We start from the raw sequence: 14326 nt of genomic DNA, 5'->3' as shown, positions 1-14326 counted from the left end.
GAATGATACGGCAATGATTCCATTAAAAAATTATGGCACAGCAATTACTTTGAACACATTATTCGTACACCTAAATCCTATGGAAGTACTCAAATATTTTATATAAATAATCTGAAATAAAAAAAGGGCTTAAAAATAAAATCCGAATGTTCCTGTAATACCAAATTTTCTAGCATCGGGATTCTCAATAGGATCTAAATAGTTTCCTCTAAAGTTAAAATCGATTCTAAATACCTTAAATATATTGCCTATACCAAAACTATATTCGTAATAAACTTTATTGTTGGGCGCTATTAATGGGATGCTATAAGGGTTGCCGGTGGTGTTTAACGCTATGTTTTCATCGGAGATATCGCCCCAAACCCCACGTAGACTTACAATTTCACGTAGATTGAATTTTCGTAAAAAGGGAATTCTTGAAAATAGGCGTCCGTTAAAGTTATGCTCTAAATGAAATGAGGTGTAAGTATCTGATACGAATTCATAAAAATCTAACTGTGAAAAAGTATTGTAAATAGAGAAATATGTTTGGTTTCCTGGTATTACACTTAATAAACCAAGGGGCACTTCGCCAAAGGTTTTTCCAGCTTCAATGGTTGTGGTTAACCTACCAAAGCCTCCTATTTGCCAAGGTTGAATGTATGAGAATTGTACTTTGGTATAATCAAAATCACTACTAAAAATGGCTTTATCACCACGACTTACTTGAGCAAAAAGCCGAGCAAAATCATCATTGGCTTCTTTACGCTCTACCCCAAAGCCTGTCATTTTTCGCTTGGGAAAGTAGGATACCGATAACGTGGACTCGTATTGTTTGATTTCTGATGCTACACCTTCTGGGGTATTATAATCTAAACTAAAGGTAGATGATGCCGATTCTAAGGTTCGATAATTACCTCCCAACCTAAAAATAACATTTCGCCAGGGTTCTGCCTCTATAGCTAAACTGGTTAGGTTAATGGAGGTTAGCTTATCGTTGGCTCCTGTACCTACTACGGATGAGGATGCTAAACTACGGCCCAAGACATCGGTACTGGTTGTTAAACTGGCTCCTATTTGTTCTACATCGCGCCTATTGCCTCCTGAAATAATGAGCCGGCTTTTCTTGTCCAATAACCACTTTCCTGAAATGCCATATTTAAATTTATCGTCTTTAAAGCCATAGGCTAAAAAGCCTTCCAATCGCCATAAATCATTTCTTCCAAAATAGGTGCGCCCCCCAGTGCGTAAACGCAAACCTTCTACTTCGTTAAACCCAAAGGTTGAAAATATAGGACCATAATCTAACGGCAAGGTATTGAACTCGATATAGCCAGAGGCTAAAATACTTCCTAAGTTATAAAGACGTTTAAACTTTTTTACGGTTTTTAAGGTATCCAGCATTTTATAAACTCCCTTTTCGTCTTTGTTTAAGGCTTCCAAACGGTTTGCTTCCCAAAAGGCATCGTCTCTATCGTAAACATCTTTATCGTAGTTGTACACTTCTTCTTCATAGAACTTTTTGTCCTTTTCTATATCAAACTTATAATTATCATACAAGGTGGTTCGTTTGCCATAAATACCTCTGGAAGCTTCTTTTTTATTAAATGCAAAGTCGGACATCATATAGTCGCGCTTCACTAAAAACAGGGAGTCGTTTAGGACTTCAAATTCTTGTTCGATATAAATTTCTTTTACCCAGTTAATATTAGCACTTTTTGATGCCTGTAGATTAATGGTTTTAATGGCATAGGTTGTATCGGCCACCCAAAAATCGCCTTTAAAGGTCAGCTCGTTTTTACGTCTGGGATAGTAAATGATATTAAAACACCATTTGTTGTCTATATAGGCACTATCTTTTAAAACATAGTTATAAGTGTTTATGCCTGTTGTTGATAGTGGGCTTACGAAGCTTTTATCAAAAAAACGCAGGTAATTATCATACACATTATAGTCTGAATACAGATCATCCACAAAATCTATGATTACTTGGTTATCACTAAACCCCGAATTTTTATTGCCGTTTAGTACCTCTTTTTCTTTGTTAATAAGGTTGTCGCCATAAACAGTTGATGCCGCTTCGTTAATAAACATGGGCAAATAGGTTTTGCCTGTAACTCTAGAGGTGTCTACTTCATTAAAAACAAACTCCATCCCTCTAAACAACTTGCTTTTAATAAGTGCGCTGTCTATGGTATTGATATCAAACTCTACTTTTTCGTATTTATCGTACTGATATTGTTTATAGAGGTTTAATCCGTTTTTACGCTTGTGTTCCCATATTTTTCTAAGGATATCAATAGCAGGATTATTCTTTTTGGATTGTTTGCCTGAAACTATAAAAACTTGGTCCAGCTGGGCAGCTTCTTCTTTTAGGGTAAACTTTAAATCGTAATTTACTTTTTTGGTTAATGGAATCTCTAGGGTTTCATACCCTATAAAAGACACGGTTAAAGTCTCCCATGTTTCATCGGATTCTAAATAAAACCTACCATTTTCGTTAGTTATAGTGCCTTTTGTTGAGCCTTTAAATATAATGTTGGCAAATGGAACGGGGTCATTAAACTCATCAAATACATATCCGCTAACTTTTGTTTGCGCAAATGCACTTATAATTCCAAATAGAAAAAATGTGATAAGTAGTTTTAAGTTCATAAAATATAAAAAAACTCCATCAACAATCATGCTAATGAAGTTTATATAACGTAAAAAATATGGTTTCTTATATAATAATTATATATACAATACTTTTTTTACCGCTTTAATAACATCATCGCTGTTTGGCAACCACTCTGCTAGTAAAACTGGCGAGTAAGGTGCCGGTGTGTCGGCTGTGTTTATTTTTACAATAGGAGCATCTAAATAATCAAAAGCCTCACTTTGTACTAAATAGGTAATTTCGGTTGATACATTTCCAAAAGGCCATGCTTCTTCCAGAATTACTAAGCGATTTGTTTTTTTAACGGATTCAATAATTGCTTTTCTATCCATTGGGCGTACGGTACGTAAGTCGATTATTTCACAAGAAATACCTTCTTTCTCAAGTTCATCAGCAGCTTTATAGGCTTCTTTAATGATTTTCCCAAAAGATACGATGGTAACATCGGTACCTTCTCGTTTAATATCTGCTACCCCTAATGGCAATATATACTCCCCTTCTGGCACTTCGCCTTTGTCGCCGTACATTTGCTCGCTCTCCATAAAAATAACGGGGTCGTCATCACGAATAGCTGCTTTTAGCAGTCCCTTGGCATCATATGGATTTGAAGGCACAACCACTTTTAAACCAGGTGTGTTGGCAAACCAACTTTCAAAAGCCTGTGAATGTGTGGCACCTAATTGTCCTGCCGAAGCTGTTGGCCCACGAAAAACAATAGGGCATTTAAACTGGCCGCCAGACATTTGCCTAATCTTTGCTGCATTATTAATGATTTGGTCAATACCAACTAACGAGAAGTTAAAGGTCATATATTCAACTATAGGGCGATTTCCTGTCATGGTCGATCCAACAGCTATACCTGCAAACCCAAGTTCTGCAATGGGTGTATCGATTACACGCTTGGGGCCAAACTCATCTAACATCCCTTTTGATGCCTTATAAGCACCATTATATTCTGCTACTTCTTCTCCCATTAAATAAATGCTCTCATCTCGGCGCATTTCCTCACTCATGGCTTCACAGATCGCCTCTCTAAATTGAATTGTCTTCATTAAGTAATTATTAGTTCGAATTGCAAAAATAGCAATAAATAACAAACCTTCTAATAGGAATTATTTAAAAATTACTGCGATTTTATCAAAATTTACTATGCATGCATACTAAATAATCAGAATAAAATAATTAACTTCGCAGTCTCGATAACTCGAAGTTCAAAGTTATGAGTTCAGTGTTATGATTTTATCTAAACTGATTAAAATAAGCTCATATACACATAAACCTTTTAAACTAAAAAAAGTATGAAAATATTAGTGTGCATTAGTCATGTTCCAGACACCACATCTAAAATCAATTTTTCTGATAACGACACCAAATTTGATACGAATGGTGTGCAATTTGTTATTAATCCGAATGACGAATTTGGATTAACACGTGCTATGTGGTTTAAAGAAAAACAAGGTGCCCATGTTACTGTAGTTAATGTTGGAGGTGCTGAAACCGAGCCAACACTGCGTAAAGCTTTAGCTATAGGCGCCGATGCTGCCATTCGCGTAAATGCACCGGCCCATGATGGGTTTTCGGTTGCGAAACAATTGGCTAGCGTTGCAAAAAATGATGCTTATGATTTAATAATAGCTGGCCGTGAGTCTATTGATTATAATGGCGGTATGGTTCCTGGTATGATTGCTGGTTTAATACAAGCAAATTTTATCAATAATTGTATTGGTTTGGAAATTGATGGCACATCGGTTAAAGCTATTAGAGAAATAGATGGTGGTAAAGAAACTGTTTCTACATCATTGCCTTTAGTTATTGGTGGCCAAAAGGGATTGGTTGAAGAAAGCGACCTACGTATTCCTAACATGCGAGGTATTATGATGGCACGACAAAAACCCTTAACGGTTGTAGACCCTATTGATGCCAGTGCCGAAACAACTTCTGTTAAGTTTGAAAAGCCTGCACCAAAAGGTGCTGTAAAATTAGTAGCTCCTGATAATTTAGATGAGTTGGTTAATTTACTTCACAATGAAGCTAAAGTTATTTAGAAACAACAATCATTCAATTATTAAATCTTTTAATCTTTAAATAAAAAACATGTCAGTTTTAGTATATACAGAATCCGAAAAAGGAACCTTTAAAAAAACAGCCTTTGAAGTGGCTTCCTATGCCAAAGCTGTGGCTAACCAATTAGGCACAACGGTTACAGCCATAGCATTTAACATAGACGACGCTTCGGCATTGACCAAGTATGGTGTTGATAAGGTTTTAACGGTATCCAATTCACAATTGGAAAAATTTAATGCCAGTGGATACGCCCAAGCCATTAAACAAGCTGCTGAAAAGGATGCCTCTAAGGTTGTTGTTTTAAGTTCAAGTGCCAATAGTAAGTATTTAGCTCCTTTGTTGGCGGTTAGTTTAAATGCTGGTTATGCTTCTAATGTTATTGAAGCTCCTTTAAACACAAACCCTTTTACAGTAAAACGCAACGCTTTTACCAATAAAGCTTTTGAAAATATAACCATTAATACCGATGTAAAGATTGTTGGTGTTTCAAATAATGCTTTTGGATTGGTAGAAAGTAATGGTGCTGCTGCAACTGAGGCCTTTGCTCCTACTATTTCAGATATGGGGGTTACTGTAGAGTCGGTAGACAAAGCTACCAATAAAGTAAGTATTGCCGATGCTGATATTGTGGTTTCTGGAGGTCGCGGGCTTAAAGGGCCTGAAAACTGGGGCATGATTGAGGAATTAGCCGATGTGCTAGGGGCTGCGACTGCATGCTCTAAACCGGTATCTGATTTAGGGTGGCGTCCTCATGGAGAGCATGTTGGACAAACCGGTAAACCAGTAGCTTCAAATTTATATATTGCTATAGGTATATCGGGGGCCATTCAACACCTAGCTGGTATTAATGCCTCTAAAGTAAAAGTGGTTATAAATACCGATCCTGAAGCACCTTTCTTTAAAGCTGCTGATTATGGTGTAGTAGGCGATGCTTTTGAAGTTGTACCCCGGCTAATTGAAAAATTAAAAGCGTTTAAAGCGCAACAATAAATTATTTTTTATAAATTGTATTGTTTAAGGAACTGCTTAAATTAGCATTAATTTTCTTAAATCTGCCGTTGGCAGTTGGTAAAGTCCTAATTTAAACAGTTCTTTGCGTTTTGATAAGTTTATGAGTTTAGTAAGATTAAATATAAAGGGAATATCCTATAGCCAAACACAAAATGGCGCTTACGCATTGATTTTAAATGAATTAGACGGAGACAGAAAACTACCTATTGTTATTGGTGCTTTTGAGGCCCAATCTATAGCCATTGCACTGGAAAAAGAAATCCGCCCCCCTAGACCCCTTACACATGATTTATTTAAAAATTTTGCCGATCGTTTCGATATTATTGTAAAGCAAGTTATTATCCATAAGTTAGTAGATGGTGTCTTTTACTCCAGTTTAATATGTGAACGTGATAAAATTGAAGAGATTATAGATGCCAGAACTAGTGATGCTATTGCTTTAGCGCTGCGCTTTGAAGCACCTATCTTTACATACAAAAACATTCTTGACAAAGCTGGTATTTATTTAAAGGTGAACCCTAAAAAAGATAAAGAACGTGATGAATCGCAGGACAGTGTTTTGGTTGACGATTTAATAGCCAATGAGCTAGAGCCAAGCAGTTCGCCACGAGAAAACTTGAAAGGCAAAACTCTGGAAGAGCTTCAAAACCTATTGGACGAAGCGGTTGCTAATGAAGATTATGAAAAAGCTGCACACATCCGGGATGAAATATCCAAACGCGAATAACCATACACACTAGCATTACTATGAAACATGTTTTTTTGTCCGTTGCCCTAGTTCTTTCAATTTCCATTACACTTACCGCACAGAGCACAGACAAAATTACAACACCAGATAGTATCCAAACTGAAATCGTAGCACAGCCAATAGCTACAATGGCTGCCGATTCGTTAAAAACCAATTCACAAAAAACAGAACAGCCAACTGTAACTACGACTCTTGCTTCAAAACCTATTATAAGTAGCCAGGGGTTTACTATAACCAGCCTTTGGCGAGGTGCTTTGGGAATGATTTGCTTAATTTTTATAGCATTTTTATTTAGCAGCAACCGAAAGGCCATTAATTGGAAAATTGTTGGTATTGGGTTGGCTTTTCAATTACTTATAGCTATTGGAGTTTTAAAAGTTGAATTAATTAAGGCCGGTTTTGAGTTTGTTGGCAGTTTGTTTGTCAGCGTTCTAGACTTTACCAGAGCCGGTAGCAAGTTTTTATTTGAAGGTTTAGTGGTTGATATGGATACTTTCGGGTTTATATTTGCCTTTCAAGTATTGCCAACCATTATATTTTTCTCGGCTTTAACTTCTGTTTTATTCTATTTGGGCATTATACAAAAAGTGGTAAAAGCAATGGCCTGGTTACTTTCAAAAGCATTAAAAATATCTGGTGCTGAAAGTTTAAGTGTAGCCGGTAATATTTTTTTAGGACAAACTGAAGCCCCTCTTTTAATTAAGGCCTATTTGGAAAAGATGAATAAATCTGAAATGCTATTGGTTATGATTGGTGGTATGGCTACAGTTGCTGGCGCCGTGTTAGCAGCCTATATTGGGTTTTTAGGTGGCGATGACCCTTTGCTTAGATTATTTTATGCCAAACACCTTTTAGCTGCATCTGTTATGGCTGCTCCCGGGGCTATTGTTGTTTCAAAAATATTGTATCCGCAAACAGAAAACATCAATACCAATGTTTCAGTCTCCCAAGAAAAAATAGGTTCTAATTTTTTAGATGCTATAGCCAACGGAACAACTGAAGGCTTAAAGTTGGCCGTTAACGTAGGAGCTATGTTATTGGTTTTTGTGGCATTTATTGCCATGTTTAATGGCATTTTAGGTTGGGTTGGCGATGTTTCTACTATAAACAATTGGATTGCTGGTAATACGGGATACGATAGTCTGTCCATTGAGTTTGTCTTAGGTTATGCCTTTGCCCCTTTAATGTGGCTTATTGGTGTAGCTAAAGAGGATATTATGATGATGGGGCAACTACTGGGCATTAAGCTTGCAGCCAGTGAATTTATAGGTTACATACAACTTAGAGATTTAAAAGATGTTGCTAATATTGTACATCTTAACTACGAAAAATCCATCATTATGGCAACTTATATGCTCTGTGGGTTTGCCAATTTTGCCTCTATAGGCATACAAATTGGGGGTATTGGATCGTTGGCACCCGGGCAGCGTAAAACCTTATCTAAATTTGGGATGAAAGCTTTAATTGGGGGCACTATAGCATCTCTAGTTTCGGCTACCATTGCCGGTATGATTATTGGATAAGTTATAATCTTAGAAAGATTAACTTAATGTCTTTAACTGATTAACCTAATCTCTCCAACTGATTAACTTAATGTTTTCAACTGATCAACTTAACAATTTTGTGCGCTCTAATATTAAGAGACACTGTGTGGTTAATAACCTATTAATAATTAGCCTTAAATTTAATAGCAAATAGCTGGTTGTTTTTATATTTTTAACCCACAATTAATTTTAATTAAAAACAGTTTCTTCTAATTGGGAAGACGGCAGATGGCATGAAGCAATATCACGACTTAGTAAAACATGTTTTAGAACATGGAAATGTAAAGAGCGATCGTACTGGCACTGGTACCAAAAGTGTTTTTGGGTATCAAATGCGATTTGATTTGAGCGAGGGATTCCCTATGGTTACTACCAAAAAACTACATTTAAAGTCTATTATTTATGAACTTCTTTGGTTTTTAAAAGGCGATACCAACATAAAATACCTTACTGAAAATGGGGTGCGCATTTGGAACGAATGGGCAGACGAACATGGTGATTTAGGCCCTGTTTATGGACACCAATGGCGTAACTGGAACAGTGATGAAATAGACCAAATAAAAGAGGTTGTAGAAACCTTAAAAAACAACCCTAATAGTAGACGCATGCTAGTATCGGCATGGAACCCATCTGTACTACCAGATACCTCAAAATCATTTAGCGAAAATGTTGCCAATGGTAAAGCTGCTTTGCCACCTTGCCATGCTTTCTTTCAATTTTATGTGGCTAACGGGAAACTATCTTGCCAGTTGTACCAACGCAGTGCTGATATCTTTCTGGGAGTTCCTTTTAATATTGCGTCTTATGCTCTATTCACGTTGATGATGGCACAAGTTTGTGGTTATGAGGCTGGTGAATTTATCCACACCTTTGGCGATGCCCATATTTACAGCAACCATTTTGAGCAACTGGAATTACAATTATCTAGAGAACTCAGACCATTGCCGAAAATGAAACTAAATCCAGATGTAAAAGATATTTTTAGCTTTACGTTTGAAGATTTTAGTTTGGAAGACTATAATCCGCATCCGCACATTAAGGGTATTGTGGCAATTTAGTCCTTAAGATATTATTTACAAAAAAAAAGACCACCTTATTAGATGGTCTTTTTTTGAGTTTAATTAGGATTTAACTAAACATTCACTACACTATTATCTGCAGCTGCATAATCGCTCCAAGCGTAGGCATCGGCAGCATCGTCATTTACATAGGTCCCATCAACTACATATTTATATTCATAAGAATCGTCTTTATCTAAATCTACAGTACCTTTAAAAACACCACTCTTTAATTTTTTTAAAGGTGTAGATTTGGTATCCCACTCATTAAAACTTCCAACAAGTGATACTTTTTTTGCGTCTTTTGCAAGAATGGAAAATGTTACCTTGCAAACTGGTTTGCTTTTTAAATATTGTTTTGTAATAGCCATAATTAATTTTTTTTGTGTTGTGTACTACGCAAATTTATAAAACATTATAATTGGCTTATCATTAAAAATGACTTTACCTATAAGAATTATCAATTTAATAATATGGCCTTAACTTAATTTAAAGCTGGCAAATTTTTAGCGCATTAATTATGTTTTTAACAATGGCAAAAATATGTTTATATCTGATTTTCAAGCCATTCTAAACAAAACAAACTATAGCACCTTAATTGTTTAAAGCCCTAAATAAAAAATAGTAGGTATTACTAAAAAACTTTAACTTTACGCTTATTATTAAATAGCTATGTTCGGAAAAAAGAAAGCCATACCAGAAATAGATAAAGATCAATTAGAGCTTATTGAAAATGCACAAAAGCGAATTAAACAAAAGAAGCGCTTGTACGTTCACTTTATATTCTTTTTAATTGGCTGTATTTTTCTAATTGTTGCCAACACCCTCTTGGGCATAGGTGAAACTTTTAAAATATTTGGCAGAGAATGGTTTTTATTTGCCATCCTATTATGGTTATTTTTTCTTATATACCATACATTCAATGTATTTATTACACATCGGTTTATGGGTAAGGCCTGGGAGAAAAAGCAATTGAACAAATTGGTTGCCAAGCAACAAGCACGTATTGAAAAACTTAAAAAGGATATTGGTAGTGAAGATACTGAAGCTATTTCAAACATAAAACCAAAAGACACAAAAACAACAATTACCATTATTGCGGCTGCAGCAGAGAATAATGCTATAGGAAAAGATAATAAACTGATTTGGCACTTGAGTGATGATTTAAAACATTTTAAAAACCTAACCAATGGCCATCACATTATTATGGGACGCAAAACTTTTGAAAGCTTTGCCAAGCCCTTACCTAACCGAACACACATAGTTATTACCAGGCAAGACAAATATCCAGTGCCAGATGGCGTTGTTGTAGTTAACTCCCTTGAAGATGCCCTTGATGCTGCAAAAAAAGACAACCAACCGTTTATTATTGGGGGTGGTGAGATTTATAAGCAAGCTATGGATATTGCTGATAAAATAGAAATAACACGTGTTCATGAGATTTTTGAGGCCGATGCATTTTTCCCAAAGATAGATCCTCATATATGGAAAGAAACGGCTAACACATTTCACAGTAAGGACGACAAAAATGAATATGACTTTTCATTTTTAACCTATGAAAGAAAATAATTTTGTTAAAGCCATATCTCTTCCTTTCTATCTTATATAAATTTGTGTAATTTGTAAGCAACTTTACTTAATATTTGCTTACTAATGAGACATTTAAAAACTTTCACCACACTAGCTTTTTGTTTTTTACTTTTTAACGGCTATACACAAACCAATTCCAATGCCCTCCCCTGGCGTATGAATACGGCCTACAACAACCATCTCATGCGAGATATCCATCAACAATACAGTGACAGAAAGCATGATTTTGAAGAAGCCCTTTCCTCTAAAAAAGCCTTATTGAAATATCGTGACAACCTCATTGAAAAATACAAAAGTATTGTGGGCGAGTTTCCTGAAAAAGGGGATTTAAACGCACAGGTGCTTGGTGTAACTCAACTAGATGGATTTAGAGTAGAGAAAATTATTTTTGAAAGCACTCCTAAGCGCTATGTAACGGTCAACCTTTATATACCCGATGGAGATGGTCCTTTTCCTGTATCATTGCATTTATGTGGTCATGGTCTAAGAGGCAAAAGCCCTTTATCGCGTGCTGCCACTCTTATGGCACTAAATAAGATTGCTGTTTTAGTGGTAGACCCAATAGGCCAAGGTGAACGTATTCAGTTTGTAGACAAAAACAGCCAATCTCTTACCCGTGGTGCCACAACTGGCCATACTTTGGTTAACATGGGTGCCAATTTACTAGGCACCAGCCTGGCCGCTGAAGAATATTGGGACAACCATCGTGCTATAGACTATTTAGAAACCCGCAACGATATTGACAAAAACCGTATTGGCGTTTATGGTAGTTCTGGCGGTGGTACGCAAACCTCTTATATGCTTGGTTTAGAACCCCGTATTAAAGTGGCTACCGTATGTAGTTATTTTAACCAACGGGAAAAAGTTTTTGAAATCTTTGGTGCTTCCGATGGTTGCCAACATATCCCGTACGAAGGTCGGGAAAAACTTGAAATTGCCGACTTTGTTTTTATGATGGCTCCTAAGCCTGTTTTAATCATGTCTGGTAAATATGATTTTGTGGATTTTTGGGGTGCTACCCAAGGATATAAAGAACTTAAAAGCGCCTATACCGTATTGGGCAATCCTGAAAAGGTAGATATGGTAGCGGTGGAAAGTGGTCATGGTATGCCACAACCCAAACGGGAAGCTATGGTCACCTGGTTTAGAACTTGGTTTTATAATGATACGACCCCGGTAAAAGAAACTGAAAGTAGAACCACCGCTCTGGAAAACCTGCAGTGCACTTCAACAGGACAAGTTATTACTGCAATAGCAGATAATATTTCCATTCCTGATTACCATTTGCAACTTTTTAATGATTATAAAAACGACCGGGAAGCCTTTTTAAAGCAAGATGCTTCAATTATTAAAGGTAAAGTTATGGACCTGTTAGGTTTAAATATCCCAAAAGAGCCTATCGATATTCAATCAACAGGATCAGCTGCATTAAGAAAGTACGATTTACACAAATATACCATTAATAGGGTTGGACAAATGCCTGTGCCCTGCTTGGTGCTTTTGCCTGGGAATGTGAGTGCCAATAGTGAAATTGTTCTGTATTTGAACGAAAGTGGCAAAGCAGATATCATGGCAAACGAAAACTTAATTGACAACCATATTAACCAAGGGAATATTCTTGTATTGGCAGACCTACGGGGCTTTGGAGAAACGAAAGACCCGGCCAACCTTAATGATTCCAAATACTGGAATTGGGAATACCGTAATGCCATGGCGAGTATGCACATTGGTAAACCTATTATGGGGCAACGTGTTATTGATGTGATAACGCTCATGGATTTTATAGATGCCACGCCGGAGTTGAAGGGACGTAATGTTTCTTTAGTAGCTAATGGACTCTATGGTCCTACAGCCATTCACGCCACGTATCTGGATAATCGGATTGCGCATACAGACATAACGCGCTCCGTAAAGTCTTATAGAGACTATTTGGAAAATCCGTTGCAACGCGATATTTATACGAATGTGTTGTATGGAGTTTTGAAGTATTATGATCTTGGAGATTTAATGCAGCTTAGTGGTAGAAACAGAATACGTTTCGTTGATTAAAATCTTTAGATAGAGCATAACTATTTTCACTAATTTCGCAGCATGGTTAAAGAGATACAACTGCGTGTAACACTTAAGGAAGAGGAACACGAGGACATATTGGTGGTTAAGTCGGCCGCATTTTTAAGTGTTGAACCTACCGATATTACTGGCATTAAGGTTTTAAGAAAATCTATTGATGCCCGAAAACCTACCATTATCTTTAACTACAAGGTGGCTGTTTATATCCAAGAAGCTTTACCCAAAACTTCAGAATATCAGTTTTATTATAAAGATGTCTCTAAAGCCAAGCCTATTCATATTATTGGGTTTGGCCCTGCGGGCATGTTTGCAGCGTTACGGTGTATTGAATTAGGATTTAAACCCGTGGTATTGGAGCGCGGCAAAAATGTGAAGGACCGCAGGCGAGATCTTAGAGCTATTAACCAGCAGCATGAAGTGCACGAAGATTCTAACTACTGCTTTGGTGAAGGCGGTGCCGGGACTTATAGTGACGGCAAGCTGTATACCCGCAGTTTAAAACGCGGAGATGTGCGCAGAATCTTCGAAAATCTGGTGTATCATGGGGCTACCGATCAAATTCTGGTAGATGCCCATCCGCATATTGGCACGAATAAACTCCCTAAAGTGGTACAGAATATTCGAGAAACCATTTTAAACTATGGAGGCGAGATTCATTTTGAGAGTCGCGTAACGGATTTCACCATCAAAAACAATAAACTACAGGCTATTCAATTACTGGATGGCACCGAGATGCCTGTGAATCGTGTTATTTTAGCAACGGGGCATTCGGCCCGGGATATTTTCTATTTGCTACATAACAAGCAGATTGCCATAGAAGCAAAGTCGTTTGCAATGGGTGTGCGGGTAGAACATCCACAGCATATTATCGATAGTATTCAATACCATTGCCAAGGAGGACGCCATGCGTTGTTGCCAGCTGCCTCATATAGCTTGGTACAGCAAGTAAATGAGCGTGGAGTGTATTCGTTTTGTATGTGCCCAGGTGGTTTTATCGTCCCTGCTGCCACTGCCAATGGTGAAGTGGTGGTGAATGGTATGTCGCCATCCAAACGCAACAACCTATTTGCTAATTCGGGTATTGTGGTTGAAATTGATGCCCATAGCGATCTTCATAAATATGAACACTTTGGTGCTTTAAAAGGGTTGGAATACCAAAAAAACCTAGAGCGTATGGCTTTTACTGCTGGTGGACGTAGCCAAGCAGCTCCTGCACAGCGTTTAACAGATTTTGTGGAAGGACGCTTATCTAACAACCTCAACCCTACGTCCTATCAGCCTGGATTAAACCTGGCACCTTTACATTCGCTATTGCCTAAACTTATTGGAAGTCGGTTGCGAAAAGGCTTTACGGCTTTCGGACAAAAAATGAAAGGCTATTACACAGCTGAAGCTAATATAGTGGGTGTAGAGTCTCGGACCTCTTCACCTGTTAGTATTCCTAGAAATGAGCAGTTAGAACATCCGCAAATAGAGGGCCTTTTCCCTTGTGGTGAAGGTGCCGGGTATGCGGGCGGTATTGTATCGGCTGCTATGGATGGGGAACGTTGTGCCGAAGCAGCAGTTAGAGGGCTTTAGAAGATTCTATTGTTAGACTGTTGGT

General features: G+C 37.3%; 11 protein-coding genes. 8 read left to right on the top strand and 3 right to left on the bottom strand.

Features of this window, described 5'->3' with window-relative positions; genetic code table 11:
- Positions 1–129: 129 nt before the first annotated feature.
- Together AC5SR4_RS08730 and AC5SR4_RS08725 are read right to left on the bottom strand one after the other, a co-directional pair.
- A complete protein-coding gene (locus AC5SR4_RS08730) occupies positions 130–2634 on the bottom strand; it encodes a DUF5686 and carboxypeptidase-like regulatory domain-containing protein (RefSeq protein WP_495359171.1) in 2505 nt (834 codons plus the stop codon).
- Positions 2635–2712: 78 nt separating this feature from the next.
- Entirely contained in the window at positions 2713–3690 is a 978-nt protein-coding gene (locus AC5SR4_RS08725; RefSeq protein WP_495355860.1) for a pyruvate dehydrogenase complex E1 component subunit beta, read from the bottom strand.
- A 246-nt stretch (positions 3691–3936) separates the two neighbouring features.
- Between AC5SR4_RS08725 and AC5SR4_RS08720 the strand changes: the two genes are divergently transcribed.
- The 5 genes from AC5SR4_RS08720 (at position 3937) to AC5SR4_RS08700 (ending at position 9063) form a co-directional block, all read left to right on the top strand.
- Positions 3937–4683, top strand: coding sequence for an electron transfer flavoprotein subunit beta/FixA family protein (locus AC5SR4_RS08720; protein ID WP_495355859.1), 747 nt, complete (start codon positions 3937–3939; stop codon positions 4681–4683).
- Between the two features lie 49 nt (positions 4684–4732).
- Positions 4733–5692: an electron transfer flavoprotein subunit alpha/FixB family protein gene (locus AC5SR4_RS08715; protein WP_495355858.1), complete on the top strand. Its 960-nt coding sequence runs from the start codon at positions 4733–4735 to the stop codon at positions 5690–5692.
- A gap of 121 nt (positions 5693–5813) precedes the next feature.
- On the top strand, positions 5814–6440 hold the full coding sequence (locus AC5SR4_RS08710; RefSeq protein ID WP_495355857.1) for a bifunctional nuclease family protein: 627 nt from the start codon (positions 5814–5816) through the stop codon (positions 6438–6440).
- Between the two features lie 20 nt (positions 6441–6460).
- On the top strand, positions 6461–7984 hold the full coding sequence (locus tag AC5SR4_RS08705; RefSeq protein WP_495355856.1) for a NupC/NupG family nucleoside CNT transporter: 1524 nt from the start codon (positions 6461–6463) through the stop codon (positions 7982–7984).
- Between the two features lie 254 nt (positions 7985–8238).
- On the top strand, positions 8239–9063 hold the full coding sequence (locus tag AC5SR4_RS08700; protein WP_495355855.1) for a thymidylate synthase: 825 nt from the start codon (positions 8239–8241) through the stop codon (positions 9061–9063).
- Positions 9064–9137: 74 nt separating this feature from the next.
- On the opposite strand, the gene AC5SR4_RS08695 is transcribed toward AC5SR4_RS08700, so the two are convergent.
- The gene (locus AC5SR4_RS08695) at positions 9138–9434 is read right to left on the bottom strand and encodes an isoamylase early set domain-containing protein (protein ID WP_495355854.1); all 297 of its coding nucleotides are present in this window, start codon (positions 9432–9434) and stop codon (positions 9138–9140) included.
- 301 nt (positions 9435–9735) lie between these two features.
- On the opposite strand from AC5SR4_RS08695, the gene AC5SR4_RS08690 reads away from it, so the two are divergent.
- The 3 genes from AC5SR4_RS08690 (at position 9736) to AC5SR4_RS08680 (ending at position 14301) form a co-directional block, all read left to right on the top strand.
- The gene (locus AC5SR4_RS08690) at positions 9736–10632 is read left to right on the top strand and encodes a dihydrofolate reductase (protein ID WP_495355853.1); all 897 of its coding nucleotides are present in this window, start codon (positions 9736–9738) and stop codon (positions 10630–10632) included.
- Between the two features lie 84 nt (positions 10633–10716).
- Entirely contained in the window at positions 10717–12702 is a 1986-nt protein-coding gene (locus tag AC5SR4_RS08685) for an alpha/beta hydrolase family protein (RefSeq protein WP_495355852.1), read from the top strand.
- Positions 12703–12744: 42 nt separating this feature from the next.
- Positions 12745–14301, top strand: coding sequence for an NAD(P)/FAD-dependent oxidoreductase (locus tag AC5SR4_RS08680; RefSeq protein ID WP_495355851.1), 1557 nt, complete (start codon positions 12745–12747; stop codon positions 14299–14301).
- The last annotated feature ends 25 nt before the right edge of the window (positions 14302–14326 follow it).

The organism is Aestuariibaculum scopimerae (assembly GCF_059428085.1).
The sequence above is the reverse complement of the archived record's forward strand: the minus strand, read 5'-3'. Positions and strand labels throughout refer to the sequence as shown.

Coding starts and splice junctions, on each gene's coding strand:
- AC5SR4_RS08730 (WP_495359171.1), bottom strand. CDS start 2,634: ATGAACTTAAAACTACTTATCACATTTTTTCTATTTGGAATTATAAGT.
- AC5SR4_RS08725 (WP_495355860.1), bottom strand. CDS start 3,690: ATGAAGACAATTCAATTTAGAGAGGCGATCTGTGAAGCCATGAGTGAG.
- AC5SR4_RS08720 (WP_495355859.1), top strand. CDS start 3,937: ATGAAAATATTAGTGTGCATTAGTCATGTTCCAGACACCACATCTAAA.
- AC5SR4_RS08715 (WP_495355858.1), top strand. CDS start 4,733: ATGTCAGTTTTAGTATATACAGAATCCGAAAAAGGAACCTTTAAAAAA.
- AC5SR4_RS08710 (WP_495355857.1), top strand. CDS start 5,814: ATGAGTTTAGTAAGATTAAATATAAAGGGAATATCCTATAGCCAAACA.
- AC5SR4_RS08705 (WP_495355856.1), top strand. CDS start 6,461: ATGAAACATGTTTTTTTGTCCGTTGCCCTAGTTCTTTCAATTTCCATT.
- AC5SR4_RS08700 (WP_495355855.1), top strand. CDS start 8,239: ATGAAGCAATATCACGACTTAGTAAAACATGTTTTAGAACATGGAAAT.
- AC5SR4_RS08695 (WP_495355854.1), bottom strand. CDS start 9,434: ATGGCTATTACAAAACAATATTTAAAAAGCAAACCAGTTTGCAAGGTA.
- AC5SR4_RS08690 (WP_495355853.1), top strand. CDS start 9,736: ATGTTCGGAAAAAAGAAAGCCATACCAGAAATAGATAAAGATCAATTA.
- AC5SR4_RS08685 (WP_495355852.1), top strand. CDS start 10,717: ATGAGACATTTAAAAACTTTCACCACACTAGCTTTTTGTTTTTTACTT.
- AC5SR4_RS08680 (WP_495355851.1), top strand. CDS start 12,745: ATGGTTAAAGAGATACAACTGCGTGTAACACTTAAGGAAGAGGAACAC.